This is a genomic window from Streptomyces misionensis (assembly GCF_900104815.1).
Taxonomy (GTDB): Bacteria; Actinomycetota; Actinomycetes; order Streptomycetales; family Streptomycetaceae; genus Streptomyces; species Streptomyces misionensis.
On the sequence record NZ_FNTD01000004.1, the window covers coordinates 5,828,861 to 5,844,010 of the forward strand.

The window sequence follows — 15,150 nt, forward strand, 5'->3', positions numbered from 1 at the left end:
GGGGGTCACCACGGGTGGGAACGGCATCCGTTTGTCGGTGCCGGGCCGTAGGGTTGGTCGGGCTATGACGAAGCCCTCACTCTCCGAACTCCTGCATGCCGCCGTCACCGCCGTCGGCGGCACGGAGCGCCCCGGCCAGGTGACCATGGCCGAATCGGTCGCCGAGGCGATCGACGACGGATCCCATCTGCTGGTCCAGGCCGGCACCGGCACCGGAAAGTCGCTGGGCTACCTCGTGCCCGCGCTCGCGCACGGAGAACGGGTGGTCGTGGCGACGGCCACCCTCGCGCTCCAGCGCCAGCTGGTCGAGCGCGACCTGCCGCGCACCGTGGACGCCCTGCACCCGCTGCTGCGCCGCCGCCCGGAGTTCGCGATGCTCAAGGGCCGCTCCAACTACCTCTGCCTGCACCGGCTGCACGAGGGCATGCCCCAGGACGAGGAGGACGGCCTCTTCGACCAGTTCGAGGCCGCCGCGCCCACCAGCAAGCTGGGCCAGGACCTGCTGCGGCTGCGGGACTGGTCGGACGAGACGGAGACCGGCGACCGCGACGACCTCACCCCGGGCGTCTCGGACCGCGCCTGGGCGCAGGTGTCGGTGTCCTCGCGGGAGTGCCTCGGCGCCACGAAGTGCGCGTACGGCGCCGAGTGCTTCGCCGAGGCGGCCCGGGAGCGCGCCAAGCTCGCCGAGGTGGTGGTCACCAATCACGCGCTGCTGGCCATCGACGCCATCGAGGGCGCCCCGGTGCTGCCCCAGCACGAGGTGCTGATCGTGGACGAGGCGCACGAACTGGTCTCCCGGGTCACCGGCGTCGCCACCGGCGAGCTGACCCCGGGCCAGGTCAACCGTGCCGTGCGCCGCGCCGCGAAACTCGTCAACGAGAAGGCCGCCGACCAGTTGCAGACCGCCGCCGAGGGCTTCGAGCGGCTGATGGAGCTGGCGCTGCCCGGACGGCTGGAGGAGATCCCGGAGGACCTGGGGTACGCCCTGATGACGCTGCGGGACGCCGCCCGTACGGTGATCTCCGCGATCGGCGCCACCCGCGACAAGTCGGTCCAGGACGAGGACGCCGTCCGCAAGCAGGCCCTGGCCTCGGTCGAGTCGGTCCACGACGTGGCGGAACGGGTGCTGAACGGCTCCGAGTGGGACGTCGTCTGGTACGAACGCCACGACCGCTTCGGCGCCTCCCTGCGCGTCGCCCCCATGTCGGTCTCGGGCTTGCTCCGGGAGAAGCTGTTCGCCGACCGCGCCGTGATCCTCACCTCCGCCACGCTCAAGCTGGGCGGCGACTTCAACGGCGTCGGCGCCTCGCTGGGGCTCGGCCCGGAGGGCATGGAGGGCGACGACCTGCCGCAGTGGAAGGGCGTCGACGTCGGCTCGCCGTTCGACTACCGCAAGCAGGGCATCCTGTACGTCGCCAAGCACCTGGCCCGGCCCGCGCGGGACGGCGAGCGGGGCGACATGCTCGACGAGCTGACGGAGCTGATCCAGGCGGCCGGGGGCCGCACCCTCGGGCTGTTCTCGTCCATGCGGGCGGCCCAGCTCGCCGCCGAGGAGCTGCGTTCGCGCATTCCCGAGTACCCGATCCTGCTCCAGGGCGAGGAGACGCTCGGCGAGCTGATCAAGAACTTCGCGGCCGACCCCGGGACCTGTCTGTTCGGCACGCTGTCGCTGTGGCAGGGCGTCGATGTGCCCGGACCCAGCTGCCAGCTGGTCGTCATGGACAAGATCCCGTTCCCGCGTCCCGACGATCCGCTGATGAGCGCCCGGCAGAAGGCGGTGGAGGACGCGGGCGGCAACGGCTTCATGGCGGTGGCCGCCACGCATGCCGCCCTGCTGATGGCGCAGGGCGCCGGCCGGCTGGTGCGCGCCTCGGGGGACCGGGGTGTGGTCGCCGTACTGGACCAGCGCCTCGCCACGGCGCGGTACGGCTCCTATCTCAAGGCCTCGCTGCCGGACTTCTGGTACACCACGGACCGCGACCAGGTGCGCAGGTCGCTCGCGGCGATCGACGCGGCGGCGAAGCAGACGGAGGCCGCGGGAGCCGAGTGAGCGGGGCCCGCGGCACAAGGCAGGACCCCGGAACCGGCGCAGGGGTTCCGGGGCCCGGTCAGGGAGGGCGAGCGGGGTCCGCTCGCCGCGGGCGTCACACGCGCCGCAGTACGGCGACCACCTTGCCCAGGATGGTGGCGTCGTCGCCGGGGATGGGCTCGTAGGCCGCGTTGTGCGGGAGGAGCCAGACGTGGCCGTCCTCGCGCTTGAAGCGCTTCACGGTGGCCTCGCCGTCGAGCATGGCGGCCACGATGTCGCCGTTCTCGGCGACCGGCTGGCGGCGCACGGTGACCCAGTCGCCGTCACAGATCGCCGCCTCGATCATGGAGTCGCCGACGACCTTGAGGACGAACAGCTCGCCGTCGCCGACGAGCTGGCGGGGGAGGGGGAAGACGTCCTCGACGGACTCCTCCGCGAGGATCGGGCCACCGGCGGCGATCCGGCCGACCAGCGGGACGTACGACGCGGCGGGCTTGCCGCTGGTGTCCGTGGGCTGCACGGACACGGCCTGGTCGGAGCCGCGCACCTCGTACGCACGCGGGCGGTGCGGGTCGCGGCGCAGGAAGCCCTTGCGCTCCAGTGCCATCAGCTGGTGTGCCACGGAGGAGGTGCTGGAGAGGCCGACGGCCTGGCCGATCTCCCGCATCGACGGCGGGTAGCCCCGCCGCTGCACCGAGTCCCGGATGACCTCGATCACCCGGCGCTGCCGGTCCGTGAGCCCCGAGCTGTCGGCCCGGATGCCTGGAGGTCGGCCCGGCAGGGAGCGCTTGTGTCCCTCGGGATTCGCGGCTTCGTTCATCGCGTGTACCGGCTCGACCCGGCCCTGGGAGCGGTCCTGGGCGGTGATGGTGGCACTGTCTGCGGTGGTGGTCACGTCGGCCCCTCTCGATGGTCTCCCTGCTGGACAACGGTAGTTGCTTTCGAAAGGTTGCGCCAAACACACGTTCGAGTGAAAAAGAGCGATTCACCTGTTGCGATCGTGTGTTTCGGTGTATGGGCTGACGCGGCATCGGGCGGGCAAAAGCGTTCTCTGTTGTACGTTGATGGTCTGCCCCGCCGGGGTTGCCGACCTCGTGGGTGCTTCCCCAGTCTGCCATCCGGAGCCCGGCCCGCCGGGACCAGGGGGCCGTTCTGCGCCGGAGTCCTACGCATCCTCCGTGCGGCGCCCACCGTATCTCCGTAAGCGTCACAGCGGTACGGACGCGCGCCCGCGTGTCCTTCCGGCCGCCCTTACGCGGCCGTTCCCGTGCGACACGCGATCCGGCCTCGAAGAATGAGTCGATCCCCACATGTAGTGGTTGGATGGCTACAGCAGCCCACAAGTTGTGGTCCCCCCGGTCCGGGGCGGCTCCACGATCGCCTATGCTTAGGGCTGCTTCGCGGGTCCCGTGGGACTCGTGAGGCCATCGAGTCTGCTGTGAGGAGGGTTGGAGATCATGCACTGCCCCTTCTGCAGGCACCCCGACAGCCGCGTGGTCGACAGCCGTACGACCGACGACGGCACGTCGATCCGCAGGCGCCGCCAGTGCCCCGACTGCTCCCGTCGTTTCACGACCGTGGAGACGTGCTCGCTCATGGTGGTGAAGCGGTCCGGAGTCACCGAGCCCTTCAGTCGTACGAAGGTCATCAACGGTGTGCGCAAGGCGTGCCAGGGGCGGCCTGTCACCGAGGACGCGCTGGCCCAGCTCGGCCAGCGGGTCGAGGAGGCGGTGCGGGCCACCGGCAGTGCCGAGCTGACCACCCATGACGTGGGTCTGGCCATACTCGGCCCGTTGCAGGAGCTCGACCTCGTCGCCTTTCTGCGGTTCGCCTCGGTCTACCGGGCGTTCGACTCGCTCGAGGACTTCGAGGCCGCGATCGCGGAGCTGAGGCAGACGGCGCAGGGTCCCGCGGCGGACGGGGACGGCGAGACGGACACGGCGGCGGGATGCCGGGAGGACAAGCGCGGGACGGGCGGGGCCGGCCAGGTCCCCGAACCCGCGCACGCCGCCGACTGAGCGGTGCGGAGACCGGGAGAGGGCCCGGACTCCTGCCGCGAGGCGGCGACCAGGACCTGTTGCGGGCGGCAGCTGAGGGTGCCCGCGACACATGACAGAACACCGTGCCACGGGAACAAACGGGGCACTTCAGGGCGTTTTTGCCCGTACAGGGAGGCGGCATGACAGAGACGGCGAGCGGTCCGGCACGAGGTTCCCGCGCCAAGGGCGGCAAGGCGGGAAACAAGGGACTGCACATCGAGCGCATCCACACCACGCCCGGCGTACACCCGTACGACGAGGTCGAGTGGGTGAGCCGTGACGTCGTCATGACCAACTGGCGCGACGGCTCGGTCAACTTCGAGCAGCGTGGCGTCGAGTTCCCCGAATTCTGGTCGGTGAACGCGGTCAACATCGTCACCAGCAAGTACTTCCGGGGCGCCGTCGGCACCCCGCAGCGCGAGACCAGCCTCAAGCAGCTGATCGACCGCATCGTGAAGACGTACCGGAAGGCCGGCGAGGACCACAAGTACTTCGCCTCGCCCGCCGACGCCGAGATCTTCGAGCACGAGCTGGCCTATGCCCTCCTGCACCAGATCTTCAGCTTCAACAGCCCCGTGTGGTTCAACGTGGGCACGGCGCAGCCGCAGCAGGTCTCGGCCTGCTTCATCCTGTCCGTCGACGACTCCATGGAGTCGATCCTCGACTGGTACAAGGAAGAGGGGATGATCTTCAAGGGCGGCTCCGGTGCCGGCCTGAACCTCTCCCGCATCCGCTCCTCCAAGGAGCTGCTGTCCTCCGGCGGCAACGCCTCCGGCCCGGTCTCCTTCATGCGCGGCGCCGACGCCTCCGCCGGCACCATCAAGTCCGGTGGCGCCACCCGCCGCGCGGCCAAGATGGTCGTGCTCGACGTCGACCACCCCGACATCGAGGACTTCATCGAGACCAAGGTCAAGGAGGAGGAGAAGATCCGCGTCCTGCGCGACGCGGGCTTCGACATGGACCTGGGCGGGGACGACATCACCTCCGTCCAGTACCAGAACGCCAACAACTCGGTCCGGGTGAACGACGAGTTCATGAAGGCGGTCGAGGACGGCGGCAACTTCGGGCTGCGCGCCCGGATGACCGGTGAGGTCATCGAGGAGGTCGACGCCAAGGCGCTCTTCCGCAAGATCGCCGAGGCCGCCTGGGCCTGCGCCGACCCGGGCATCCAGTACGACGACACGATCAACAACTGGCACACCTGCCCCGAGTCCGGCCGGATCACCGCGTCGAACCCGTGCAGCGAGTACATGCACCTGGACAACACGTCCTGCAACCTGGCCTCGCTGAACCTGATGAAGTTCCTCAAGGACGACGGCCAGGGCCACCAGTCCTTCCAGACCGAGCGGTTCCAGAAGGTCGTCGAGCTGGTCATCACCGCGATGGACATCTCGATCTGCTTCGCGGACTTCCCGACCCAGAAGATCGGCGAGAACACCCGCGCCTTCCGCCAGCTCGGCATCGGCTACGCCAACCTCGGCGCCCTGCTGATGGCCACCGGTCACGCGTACGACTCCGACGGCGGCCGCGCCCTGGCCGGCGCCATCACCTCCCTGATGACCGGCACGGCCTACCGCCGCTCCGCCGAACTGGCCGCGGTCGTCGGCACCTACGACGGCTACGCCCGCAACGCCGACGCCCACAAGCGCGTCATGAAGCAGCACGCCGACGCCAACGGCACCGCCGTGCGCATGGACGACCTGGACACCCCGGTGTGGGCCGCCGCCACGGAGGCCTGGCAGGACGTGCTGCGCCTCGGCGAGAAGAACGGCTTCCGCAACTCCCAGGCGTCCGTCCTCGCCCCGACCGGCACCATCGGTCTGGCGATGTCCTGCGACACCACCGGTGTCGAGCCCGACCTCGCGCTGGTGAAGTTCAAGAAGCTGGTCGGCGGCGGCTCGATGCAGATCGTCAACGGCACCGTCCCGCAGGCCCTGCGCCGCCTGGGCTACCAGGAGGAGCAGATCGAGGCGATCGTCGCCCACATCGCCGAGAACGGCAATGTGATCGACGCCCCCGGTCTCAAGCAGGAGCACTACGAGGTGTTCGACTGCGCCATGGGCGAGCGCGCCATCTCCCCGATGGGCCACGTCCGCATGATGGCCGCGATCCAGCCGTGGATCTCCGGCGCCATCTCCAAGACGGTCAACATGCCGGAGACGGCGACCGTCGAGGAGGTCGAGGAGATCTACTTCGAGGCGTGGAAGCTCGGCGTCAAGGCGCTCGCGATCTACCGCGACAACTGCAAGGTCGGCCAGCCGCTGTCCGCCAAGAAGAAGGACGAGAAGGCCGAGATCGCCGAGAAGGCCGAGGACACGATCCGCACGGCGGTCGAGAAGGTCGTCGAGTACCGTCCGGTCCGCAAGCGCCTCCCGAAGGGTCGTCCCGGCATCACCACGTCCTTCACCGTCGGCGGTGCCGAGGGCTACATGACGGCCAACTCGTACCCGGACGACGGCCTCGGCGAGGTCTTCCTGAAGATGTCGAAGCAGGGCTCCACCCTCGCCGGCATGATGGACGCCTTCTCCATCGCCGTCTCCGTCGGCCTCCAGTACGGCGTGCCGCTGGAGACCTACGTCTCGAAGTTCACCAACATGCGCTTCGAGCCGGCCGGTATGACGGACGACCCGGACGTGCGGATGGCGCAGTCCATCGTGGACTACATCTTCCGCCGCCTGGCGCTGGACTTTCTGCCCTTCGAGACCCGCTCCGCGCTCGGCATCCACTCCGCCGAGGAGCGCCAGCGTCACCTGGAGACCGGTTCGTACGAGCCGGCCGACGACGAGGTCGACGTGGAGGGCCTGGCCCAGTCCGCGCCGCGTGCCCAGGAGCTGAAGGCCGTCGCCGCGCCCAAGGCCGAGACCGAGGCGGCCAAGCCCGCCCCGAAGCAGGCCCACACCAGTGCCGAGCTGGTCGAGATGCAGCTGGGCATCCAGGCCGACGCCCCGCTGTGCTTCTCCTGCGGTACGAAGATGCAGCGCGCCGGTTCCTGCTACATCTGCGAGGGCTGCGGCTCCACCAGCGGTTGCAGCTGACGGCCTGCCGCTGAGGCGCTGAAACGCTGAAGTGAGGGGCGCCGACCATCGGTCGGCGCCCCTCATCCGTGCCCGAGGTGTCGTTCAGGACTGGTGGGCCCGCCCCATGACATGGGTGAACGTGTCCGGGTCCTCGTCGAAGCCGTGGACGCCGGGCCGGAAGTTCCACTCGCCCGCCTCGTTGCGCACGAACTCCGCGAGGGTGGCCGCCGTGGCGTCGCGGACCGAGGTGAAGTCGTCCTCGGACAGCACCGTGTAGCCCTCCCGGACGCGCATGGCCGGGTTCAGCACCTCGCCGAACGTACGGCGCACGGGCTGCTGCTGGATGACGGCGCCCACCACCACGCGCGTGTACCGCTCGCTGAGCCGGTCCAGCTCCAGGGTCATGACCTCGTCCCAGCCGAAGCCGCGGCCGTCGGTGCTGTCCCGGTTGAGGAAGATGGTGCCGTCCGGCGAACGGCTGTCGAAGTGCACCAGATACGCCGGAGCACCGTAGGCGTCGCCCGACTCGAAGGTCGCGGCGATGATGTCGAGATCGGTGGGCGCCTGTCCGGTGGGACTGGGGTCCCACTTGAGCGCGACCTCGACCTTGTGCAGTCCCTTGCTGAATCCGGTCACCGGGCCTCCCCTTCCCTGTGGGCACGTCGTCCCCAACTCCCGTGAGGTCGGGGATGCTTGCCCATCGTGCCATGCACACGGGGGTGTGTGCGCGGGCGAACTCCCGCGGAGCGTGACCGGCGCCACGTCCGGTGGCCTTACGATGGCGCGGTGCTGGTCAAGTGGATTCGCTGCACCGTGGTGGACCGCCGGGGGTTCGAGCGGGGGCAGCGGAAATGGGCGGGGCTTCTGGGTGAGCCGGGATTCCGGGGACAGGGCGGAGGATGGAGCCGGCATCGGCCGGGGGTGGCGCACGTCGTCGCCTTCTGGGAGAGCCGCGCCTTCTACGACTCCTTCATGGCCCGCTCCCACGACCGGCTGGCGGCGGCCCAGTCCGGCACGTTCAAGGACGCCCAGGTCAAGCTGTTCGAGTACCGCTTCGACGTGAAGACGGGCTTCGAGCCGCGGTTCACCGACGCCGACCTGCTCAGGCTGGCCCACTGCCGGGTCCACGAGGAGCGGGTGGAGCACTTCACGCTGATGCAGGAGAAGGTCTGGAACCCGGCCGTCGCGGGCTCGCCCGGGATGATCCGCGGGATGTTCGGCGAGGCGCCCGGGCAGGAGTTCCTGATCCTTTCGATGTGGCGGGCGGCGGCCGAGCACGGCAAGTACCGCACCGAACGGGTGGAACGGCTCGCGCTGCGCGCCCAGACCGAGGCGGACATCGCGGCGCTCACCGGGGACATCGTGGACATGGAGCCGTCCTGGACGGTGTGAGCGAGCCGCTCCGTCTTACCGGCCTTGTCGGCCCGGGCCGGATTTCCCACCGAGCCGGTTGGAAAATCAAACTTGTGACCTACGTTGTATGGGCCCGGTCCGAGTGCCCGCCCGCGCGCCGCTCGATCTAGGGTTTTGGCATGGCACGACCACGGCGCATCGTTCTTGTCCGGCACGGCGAGTCGACGGGCAACATCGACGACTCCGTGTACGAGCGGGAGCCGGACCACGCCCTGGCGCTGACCGAGCGCGGCCGGCGGCAGGCCGAGGAGACCGGCAAACGGCTCCGGGAGCTGTTCGGCCCGGAGCGCGTGAGCGTGTACGTCTCGCCGTACCGCCGTACCCACGAGACACTGCGCGCCTTCCAGCTCGACCCCGACCTCATACGCGTGCGCGAGGAACCCCGGCTGCGCGAGCAGGACTGGGGCAACTGGCAGGACCGCGACGACGTGCGGCTGCAGAAGACCTACCGCGACGCCTACGGCCACTTCTTCTTCCGGTTCCCGCAGGGCGAGTCCGGGGCCGACGTCTACGACCGGGTCGGCGGCTTCCTGGAGAGCCTCTTCCGCAGCTTCGAGGCGCCGGACCACCCGCCCAACGTGCTGCTGGTGACCCATGGGCTCGCGATGCGGCTGTTCTGCATGCGCTGGTTCCACTGGACGGTCGCCGAGTTCGAGTCGCTGTCCAATCCCGGGAACGCCGAGATGCGGATGCTGCTGCTCGGCGACGACGACAAGTACACCCTCGACCGGCCCTTCGAGCGCTGGCGCGAGCCGGTGCCGGACTGGGCCACCGGATAGAGTGGCAGAGCCATGACCGCACCTCTCTCACCCCGTGGACGCCATGAACGCGCCCTGGCGAGCCTGCGCGGACTGGCCGTCGGGGACGCCCTGGGTGCCCAGTTCTTCGTGCCCGCCCATCACGCCCTGCTGAAGCGGCGCGAGCTGCCGCCGGCGCCCTGGCGGTGGACCGACGACACCGAGATGGCCTGTTCCGTCCTCGCCGTGCTCGCCGCCCACCAGCGCGTCGACCAGGACGCCCTGGCCCGTTCCTTCGCCGATCACCACGACCCGGACCGGGGCTACGGCGCCACGGCGAGCCGGCTGCTGGCACTCGTGCGCGCGGGCGAGGACTGGCGCGGGCCCGCCGCGGCGCTCTTCCACGGGCGGGGCTCCTGGGGCAGCGGCGCGGCGATGCGGACCGCGCCCCTGGGTGCCTGGTACGCGGACGATCCGGAGCAGGCCACCCATCAGGCGGAGATCTCCGCCTATCCCACGCACCAGCACCGGGAGGCGGTGGTCGGTGCCATGGCGGTGGCGGCGGCCGCGGCGCTGGCCGGTGCGCCGGACGGTCCGCCCGGACCCGGGGAGCTGCTCGACGGCGTCATCGCGCTCGTGCCGAAGAGCGCGGTCGGGCAGGGGCTGCGCCGTGCCCGGGACATGCTCGACTACGGTGACGCGACCACCGTCGCCGCCGTACTGGGGTGCGGGCGCCGCAGGACGGCCCATGACACCGTGCCCTTCGCGCTGTGGTCCGCCGCGCGGTGCCTCGGCGACTTCGAGGCGGCGTTCTGGACGACGGCCCGGGTCGGCGGCGATGTGGACACCACCTGCGCCATCGTGGGCGGAGTGCTCGCGGCGGGGAAGGCGGCGCCGCCCGCCGAGTGGACGCGGCGGACCGAGGCACTGCCCGACTGGGTGCCGCGGGAGCTGTGACGGAAGGCGGCCGGGAGGGGCCGGAGTGGGGGGTCCGGCTCGGTCGCGGCGGCCCGGGCTCCCCGGGTACGGCGGGGATCTCACCGGCTGCCGCGCGCCCGTCCTGTCAGACGTGGTGGGCGTGCTCCACGGTGGCGATGCCGTGCAGAAGCACCTTCAGCACCGCCTGCAACTCGTCGTCCAGCTCTCCGGGCCGCTCGTTGTGGGCGTGCTGGGACCAGCGGTACAGGGCGCCGAAGTAGACGTCGCGCAGCAGATTGCCGACGCGCTCGGGCACGAGGTCGGGGGCGAGTTCACCGGAGCGGGCGCCGGAGGCGACGATGTCGGCGAATATCTCGGCGACGTACGGTTCCTCGCTCAGCGGCCGGCCCGCCTTCACCCAGGCGGAGAGCATGGCCGCGGTGACCTCCTGCTCCTCCTCGTTGATCCGGGCCAGCACCGACATACATCGCACCAGCTGGGCGACGGCGTGCGAACCGTGGACGTCTTCCTGTTCCAGATAGGTGAGCAATTTGGTTCGCCGCTCCTCCCCCCAGGCACTGATGACGTCTTCCTTGCGCTGGAAGTAGTTGAAGAACGTCCCCCGGGCGACATCGGCGCGTTCCGCGATCTCGTCCACCGAGGTGCGGTCGTAGCCCTGCTCGGTGAACAGGGACAACGCGGATGAGTAGAGGCGTTCTTTGACGCGCTGTTTGTTGCGTTCGCGTCGACCGGGCGACTGCGTCCCGCCTGACGGACCAGGAGCCATGTTCATCTCCGCTTCACGGGGCTGACAACGCTGAGTAGCGTCTAGGCTTTGCCATTGATTTTTATACCACAGTCTAACTATGGGGGCGAGTATCATTTCCGGATAAGTACCGGGGCCGTCACGCCAGTTGGACGTGACGGCCCCGGAGCCTGCTGTCGGACGGGTCACACGGGCGTGGGCGCCGCCGCGAGATCTCGGACGATCCGCTCCAGACTCTCCGCGCCCAGCAGCCGGCCCGCGGTGATCTCCACACCGCAGCCGGTCTGGAGCCGCTTGCGCAGCTGGAGTGCCATGAGCGAGTCGAGCCCGAGATCGCGCAGCGACCGGCGCGGGTCCAGATCGGCCCGGGCCATCCCGAGCACCTCGGACGCCGCCGTGAGGATCGCGTCCGCCGGGTCCACGCGCACGGTCACCGCGTCCGGCGCGACCGCCGCCTCCGTCCCCCCGGCCACCGGCACCGCGGCCGGGGCCGGGGCCGCGGCGCGGTGGTCCGCCCGGACCGGCGCGGCCGGCCGGGCCGGGGCCTCGCCGAGCCGCAGCGCCCGCCGGGTGGCCGGCGGCCGGATCATGGTGGCGAACCGGGACAGCAGAGGACGCGCGGGGCCGCGCCGGGGCGCGCCCAGCCGGGCCGGCAGCGCGCGCACCAGGGAGGCCGCCGGGCCGGCCGGCCGCCCCGGGCGCCGCAGGGCGATCCCCCGGAACTCCGCCAGTACCCGCCCGTCCCCGTCGAGCACCAGCACGTCGCCGCGCGCCTGCCGGGCGTCGGACCCGGGGGCGACGACGGCCAGGCTCCACAGGTCGTCCGTCAGCTCGCCGTACAGCTGCACACTGTCGAAGCCGGTCGGCACGAAGCCCCGGTCCTCCTCGCCGCGGCGCGCCTGCGGCCAGGCCGCGACCAACGGCAGCAGCGCCGCCTCCCACAGCCCCGGCGCCGGTTTGGCGAGCCTGATCCGGGCCACCGCCTCACCGCGCCGGTGCCACACCTGCTCCACCGCGCCGGACGTCTCGCCGATCTCCAGCCCGTGGCTCCCGGCCAGTTCCCGGAACCCGGCGGCGGACAGGTAGGTGTGGCAGCGGGCCAGGGCGCCGTCCAGCTCGCGGGGCGCCCGGCGGCCGTCGCTGTCGTCCACCGGGGTGAGCGACGCGGTGGCGCAGAAGGTCCGCTCGGTGCTGTCCGGCCGCTCCAGTTCGACGACCGCCCGCCAGCCGTCCCCGCCCCGTTCCAGGGCGACGGCCAGCACGGCGGCCGAGGGGTCCGGGAGGAGGACCGGAGCGGGGGCGAGCCGGACGTCGCGCACCGCGTACATCGTGCCGGGCAGCTTCTCGGCGGCCGTGTCGAGCACGGCGGCGATCTGCACGGCGGGCGGCAGTACGGTCAGCCCGGCCACGCTCAGCTGCTCCGCCCACGCGGCGAAGCCCCACCGGCCCAGCTCCACCCGGCCCTCCAGGACGGTCCGCGCCGGGTGCGGGGCGGCCGAAACCTGCCGGAACTCGGTGCGCTCCCACGGGTAGTGGGGCAGCGGCACCGGCCGCACCGGATGGCCGTACCACCGCGTCCAGTCGATCCGGCCGCCCGCGGCGAAGAACCGGCCCGCCGCGCGCACCAGTTCGGCCGTCTCGTCGGTGTCGCGGCGCAGCGAGGGCACGGCGGTGCCGGGCGCGCCGTCGTGGGCCAGGGTCTCGGCGACCGAGGCGGTGAGCACCGGGTGGGGGCTGATCTCCAGGAAGACGTTCTCCACCGTGCCGGTGGCGGCCAGGTCGGAGACCACCTCCCGGAAGCGCACCGGCTCGCACAGGTTGTCCGCCCAGTAGCCGGGGTCCAGTTCCGGTCCGGCCAGCTCGGCGCGGCGGACCGTGGAGAACAGTCCGGTGGCGGCCGCGCGGGGCGCCAACCCGGCCAGTTCGGAGGCCAGTTCGGAGTGCAGCGGGCGCATCTGGGGGGAGTGCGAGGCGACGTCGACGTTCACCGGCCGGCACAGCACCCCGTCGGCCTCCAGCCGGGCCGTCAGCTCCGCGAGGGCCTCCGGGTCGCCGGCGAGCACCGTGCAGGTGGGGGAGTTCTCCGCGGCCACGCACACCGACGGGATCCGGGAGACGGCCTCGCGGGCCCGGTCCGCGGACAACTCCACGACGAGCATGGCGCCTCCGCCCGCCACGCGTCGCATCAGCCGGCTGCGTCGGCAGATCACCGCCGCCGCGTCCCGCAGCGACAGCGCCCCGCTGACACAGGCCGCCGCCACCTCTCCCATGCTGTGCCCGACGCACATCTCCGGCGCCACGCCGAGGTCCCGCCAGGCCGCCGCCAGCGCCACCTGCACCGCCCACAGCGCGGGCTGCACGATCTCCACCCCGCCGGGGAAGCGATCGGCGTCCGCGGTCAGCAACTCCTCGACCGACCAGCCGAGTTCCTCGCGGATGGCCTGGTCGCAGGCGCGCAGGGTGGTCCGGAACGCCTCGTTGGAGGCGAGCAGGTCCCGACCCATGCCGAGCCACTGCGAGCCCTGTCCGGAGAAGACGAAGACGGCGCGCCGCGGACCGCTGAACCCCGCCTCGCCGACACCGCCGTGCGGGCTCTGCTCGCCCGCCGCCAACGCCCGCAACACGGAGGCGAGTTCGTCATGCGAGGTGCCGGTGGCCCAGAGCCGGTGCGGGCCCGCGTCACGGCGCGTCGCCGCGGTCGCGCAGATGTCCGCGAGTGCCTGGTCGCGGCCCGCGCCGCCCGGGCCGAGGTGGTCCGCGTAGGCCCCGGCCAGGCGGCGCAGGGCCGCGGCCGAGCGGGCGGAGAGCACCAGCAGGCGGGGGCCGGGGACCGCGGGCACCACGGGCTCGGCCGGCCGCCGGTCGTCGACGAACTCGCCGACCACGACGTGGGCGTTGGTGCCGGACAGCCCGAAGGAGCTGACGCCCAGCAGGGCCTGGGGACCGGCCTTGTCGAGCGGGGTGTTCTCGGTGACGACGGAGACGGCCGGCCGCTCGCCGGTGAGCAGCGGGTGCGGGTCGGTCAGGTGCAGCGAGGCGGGGATGACGCCGTGGCGGGCGATCAGCACCGCCTTGATCAGCCCGGCGATGCCGGCGGCGGCCTCGGCGTGCCCGATGTTCGTCTTCACCGAGCCGCAGCGCAGGGTCCGTTCACCGCCCGTCGCCTCCCCCAGCGCGCGCAGCTCCACGGTGTCGCCGGTCGGCGTCCCGGTGCCGTGCGCCTCGACGTAGTCCAGCTGGGCGGGCTCGATCCCCGCGCTGTGGCAGGCGTCGCGCAGCATCTGGGCCTGCCCGGACACCGAGGGCTTCAGCAACAGCCCGCTGCCCTGGCCGTCGTTGGTGACCGCGCTGCCGAGCAGCAGGGCGAGCACCGGATCGCCGTCGCGCAGCGCGTCGGGCAGCGGCTTGAGGACGACCGCGCCGACGCCCTCGCTGCGCACGAACCCGTCGGCCGAGGCGTCCCCGAACCGGCACCGCCCGTCCGGCGACAGCATGCCGCCCTGCGAGTAGGCGATGGAGTCCTGCGGGGACACGATGATGTTGACGCCGGCCGCGATCGCGAGGCCGCTCTCGCCGGTCAGCAGGCTCTGCCGGGCGGTGTGCACGGCGACCAGCGAGGAGGAGCACGCGGTGTCCAGCACCAGGCTCGGTCCGCGCAGGTCGAGCGCGTAGGAGACCCGGCCGGCGGTGACCGCGCGCAGCCGTCCGCCCACGGTGTCGCGGACGCCGGGCCCGTCGGCCGGCTGCCCGGATTCACCGTATTCCGCGGTAGCCTGGCCCACGAAGACGCCGGTACGGGAACCGGCCAGACTGGACGGCGCGATTCCCGCCGATTCGAGGGCCTCCCATACGACGTGCAGCAGGATGCGCTGCTGGGGGTCCATGCTTTTGGCCTCGACCGGGGATATCCCGAAGAATCCCGCATCGAAGGAGAACGCGTCGTCGAGGAAACCGCCGTCGCGGGAGACGGTCTTGCCGGGGCTGGGCGCCCGGCCGGAGTAATGGTCGTCGATGTTGAAACGGTCCTCGGGAATCCGGGTCACGGCCTCGGAGTTGGCCATGAGGAGATCCCAGAATTCGCCGGTGCTGTTGGCGCGGGGGAAACGGCATCCCATACCGATGACGGCAATGGGAGTGCCACCTGCGCATGAGAAGCGCTCCACGTACGTTCACCTTCGATCAGAGCCGATTGAGAACAAACACGACCGCCTCGCCCGGAAGCGGACAAGGC

General features: G+C 71.5%; 10 protein-coding genes. 6 read left to right on the forward strand and 4 right to left on the reverse strand.

What is annotated here, in order from left to right:
• Positions 1-64: 64 nt before the first annotated feature.
• Positions 65-2,050 carry an ATP-dependent DNA helicase gene (locus BLW85_RS28295; RefSeq protein WP_074993658.1) on the forward strand — a complete coding sequence of 662 codons (1,986 nt, stop codon included), beginning with the start codon at positions 65-67 and terminating at the stop codon, positions 2,048-2,050.
• A gap of 94 nt (positions 2,051-2,144) precedes the next feature.
• Here the strand turns inward: BLW85_RS28295 and lexA are convergent, their stop codons facing one another.
• Positions 2,145-2,924, reverse strand: coding sequence for a transcriptional repressor LexA (gene lexA / locus BLW85_RS28300; RefSeq protein ID WP_070025981.1), 780 nt, complete (start codon positions 2,922-2,924; stop codon positions 2,145-2,147).
• A gap of 562 nt (positions 2,925-3,486) precedes the next feature.
• Between lexA and nrdR the strand changes: the two genes are divergently transcribed.
• A complete protein-coding gene (gene nrdR, locus BLW85_RS28305) occupies positions 3,487-4,047 on the forward strand; it encodes a transcriptional regulator NrdR (protein WP_070026028.1) in 561 nt (186 codons plus the stop codon).
• 161 nt (positions 4,048-4,208) lie between these two features.
• Complete coding sequence (locus tag BLW85_RS28310) at positions 4,209-7,103, forward strand: vitamin B12-dependent ribonucleotide reductase (protein ID WP_070025980.1); 2,895 nt, start codon at positions 4,209-4,211, stop codon at positions 7,101-7,103.
• An 84-nt stretch (positions 7,104-7,187) separates the two neighbouring features.
• Here BLW85_RS28310 and BLW85_RS28315 read toward each other — a convergent pair whose 3' ends face one another.
• Positions 7,188-7,721, reverse strand: coding sequence for a TerD family protein (locus BLW85_RS28315; protein ID WP_074993659.1), 534 nt, complete (start codon positions 7,719-7,721; stop codon positions 7,188-7,190).
• Positions 7,722-7,871: 150 nt separating this feature from the next.
• On the opposite strand from BLW85_RS28315, the gene BLW85_RS28320 reads away from it, so the two are divergent.
• The 3 genes from BLW85_RS28320 (at position 7,872) to BLW85_RS28330 (ending at position 10,192) form a co-directional block, all read left to right on the forward strand.
• A complete protein-coding gene (locus BLW85_RS28320; protein ID WP_070025978.1) occupies positions 7,872-8,477 on the forward strand; it encodes a YdbC family protein in 606 nt (201 codons plus the stop codon).
• 140 nt (positions 8,478-8,617) lie between these two features.
• Positions 8,618-9,277 (forward strand): histidine phosphatase family protein, encoded by a 660-nt coding sequence (locus tag BLW85_RS28325; RefSeq protein ID WP_070025977.1) that lies wholly within the window; start codon positions 8,618-8,620, stop codon positions 9,275-9,277.
• A gap of 12 nt (positions 9,278-9,289) precedes the next feature.
• On the forward strand, positions 9,290-10,192 hold the full coding sequence (locus BLW85_RS28330; protein WP_074993661.1) for an ADP-ribosylglycohydrolase family protein: 903 nt from the start codon (positions 9,290-9,292) through the stop codon (positions 10,190-10,192).
• Between the two features lie 106 nt (positions 10,193-10,298).
• On the opposite strand, the gene BLW85_RS28335 is transcribed toward BLW85_RS28330, so the two are convergent.
• Both BLW85_RS28335 and BLW85_RS28340 read right to left on the reverse strand, forming a co-directional pair.
• Positions 10,299-10,850 (reverse strand): TetR/AcrR family transcriptional regulator, encoded by a 552-nt coding sequence (locus BLW85_RS28335; protein ID WP_239697895.1) that lies wholly within the window; start codon positions 10,848-10,850, stop codon positions 10,299-10,301.
• A gap of 254 nt (positions 10,851-11,104) precedes the next feature.
• Positions 11,105-15,082, reverse strand: a complete 3,978-nt coding sequence (locus BLW85_RS28340) for a type I polyketide synthase (protein ID WP_279628619.1) — start codon at positions 15,080-15,082, stop codon at positions 11,105-11,107.
• Positions 15,083-15,150: the final 68 nt, after the last annotated feature.